Raw genomic sequence first — 2,590 nt, 5'->3', positions numbered from 1 at the left:
CCCATGATGGCCGGGTAATCCAATCCGATTACGGCTGTAGCAATGTAACTGCCGATTCCAGGCCAACTGAAAATGGATTCGGTCAGAAACGTGTTGACCAGCGTATATCCAATCGAAAGGGCCACCACGGTGGAAGTGGGTCCGATGGAATTTTTCAGCGCATACGACCAGAGGACAACCCGTTCTTTCAATCCATAAGAACGAGCTGCAGTAATGTAATCTTCATTGAGAATTTCCAGCAACGCCGAACGGGTCATCCGGGCAACCAACCCAATCGGGTACAAACCAATGGTGATGCCGGGCAGCACCAGATGCCACACAGCGTCGGTGAAAATGGTGAAGTTGCCGGTGATGAGAGAGTCAAACAGCAAAAAGCCGGTCACTTTGGGAATTTCCATCATAATCTTGATTTCTGTGCTGAGCTGGCCGCCCAATGGAAACAGCTGCAGGGTGCGCGCAAAAACCAGCTGCAAAATCAAGCCAATCCAAAAGGTGGGCAGCGATACCACACCAATGGCAAACAAACGGCTGAGGTGATCCAGCAGACGGTCTTTATGCTTGGCGGAGAGCACCCCCAATGGAATACCCACAAACACGGCTGCAAGGGTGGAAATCAGCACCAGTTCTATGGTCGCCGGCAGGCTTTCCAGTAATTCCAGCGTAATCGGACGGCGGGTGCGCAGAGAATAGCCCAGATTGCCCTGTGCCAGATCGAGCAGGTACTTGCCGAACTGGACGATGAGCGGCCTGTCCAGACCCAGTTCAATTCTGGCTCTGGCAATCTGTTCAGGCGTGGCTCGCGGCCCGGCCCACTTTGCGGCCGGGTCGGAAGGCACCACCCGCGCAATGAAGAAGGTAATGAAGGCGACACCAAACAACACAATCACGCCGAGCAGCAAACGGCGCAGAATGAATTTTCTCATTCCCGTTTTACACTCCGAAGTATGAGTAGTTGCATCCTTGGGTCCTGCATGCCCGTTCGGAAAATCATCCATATCGGTGGGGGGCGCAGCGGTTAACCTTACTGCGCCCCCCAATTCCGTCAGTGCTGACGGGTTTAACTCCGATTCTTATTCAAGGGTCAACTGGTGGAAGAACACCACGGTTGGGTAAGCCGGGTTGAATTGGAAACCTTTCAGGTTCTTGACGGTTACCCAGATGTCTTGGCGGTCATAAATGAACAGCGAAGCGGCGTCCTCCAGCAATAACCTCTGAGCGTCAATGAACATTTGCTCGGCTTTGGCAAAATCGGTCGAGGTCAATTCATTGGCTTCATTAATCAAGCGGTCAAATTCAGGATTATTGTAGTACGCCAGATTGAAGAGCGGCTCTTCTTCGGAATGGAAGGTGCTGAAGAGCATGGAGTACGGGCTGGGAAGGTCCGGCCACCAGTACATCATAAAAATATCCTGACGATTCTCAGCCGGGCCTTTTGCCATCTCCCACTGGCTGTCCCACGGCATCCCGCGAATCTCAAGGTCAATGTTGAGTTTTGCCAGTTCGGCTTTGTACAGTTCGGCAGCGCTCTTTTCGGCTTCATTGCCGGCGGTATAGGTCAGCAAAAGTTTAAAACCTCCCTGCCCATAACCGGCTTTTTCCAGCAGCTGTTTTGCCTTTTCAAGGTCATGTTTGTACTGCGGCAATTGATCGCTCCAGCCCCACAGACCAAAGGGCACCATACCGTAAGATTGCCGCCCATACCCGCCAATGACCGTATTGACCACCTGTTCATAGGGAAAAGCGTAGGCCAATGCCCGGCGCACATCCACATTATCCAGCGGGGGCTTGCGGGTATTGAACATGCCGATCAGGTTTTGAAAAGAAGGTTCCACATAGACGGTCACATTGGGATTCTGCTTCAAGGCTTCGATGTCGGTATAGGGCAGTTCTACGGTAATGGTGGCTTCGCCGGTTTCAATCAACTGGCGGCGGGTTGCCGGTTCTGCAACCTTGCGGAATACCACGGTATCGAAACTGTTTTCCTGCCACCCGCCCCAGTAATCGGCAAATTTCTCCAAAATCACCTCGTCGCCCCATTTGGAGCTTTTCAACATGTAGGGGCCGGTTCCGCAGCCTTTGGCTTCTTCAATCCAGGAATTATCCTCCTTTACGCATTTTTTGGAGTAGATAAATGCGGCATAACCGGTCGAGGCAATCAGCTCCAGCGGTGCCTTATAAGCCAGTTTGAATTCAACCGTTTGCGGGTCAACCACATTAATTGCCTCAACCGCCGACCAGATGTATGAAGCTCCGGCGCCGAGCTCCATCGTCCGTTCTATGGAGAATTTAACATCTTCGGCGGTCATTTCATCCCCGTTTTGGAACTTGACCCCCTTGCGCAGCTTGAAGGTGTGGGTCAGTCCGTCATCCGAAACGGTGAACGACTCGGCCAGCAGCGGCACCGCTTTTTTTGCAGCAGTATCATACCGCAGCAGCTGCTCGTACATATTGTTGTGCACATGAATGCCGTTGGAATACTCGATTGCCGGGTCCCAGCTGGTCAGCGGCTCGCTGTTGAGCGCGTACACCGCAAATCGGGCCGGTTTTTGGGCCGGCGTAGCAGCATTGCCGCCGCAAGCCGCCAGAATGG

The 2,590-nt window shown here is 53.0% G+C and carries 2 protein-coding genes; both read right to left on the bottom strand.

Translation table 11 applies throughout. From position 1 onward, the window contains the following. On the bottom strand, positions 1 to 923 hold a 923-nt coding region (locus tag VAE48_RS14270; RefSeq protein ID WP_322793999.1), incomplete at its 3' end, for an ABC transporter permease. Positions 924 to 1,070: 147 nt separating this feature from the next. Continuing rightward, positions 1,071 to 2,590, bottom strand: a 1,520-nt coding sequence (locus VAE48_RS14265) for an ABC transporter substrate-binding protein (RefSeq protein ID WP_322793998.1), incomplete at its 5' end; no start/stop codon positions are given.

It is taken from the genome of Bellilinea sp. (genome assembly GCF_034432615.1).
Classification (GTDB): domain Bacteria; phylum Chloroflexota; class Anaerolineae; order Anaerolineales; family Anaerolineaceae; genus Bellilinea.
The sequence above is the reverse complement of the archived record's forward strand: the minus strand, read 5'-3'. Positions and strand labels throughout refer to the sequence as shown.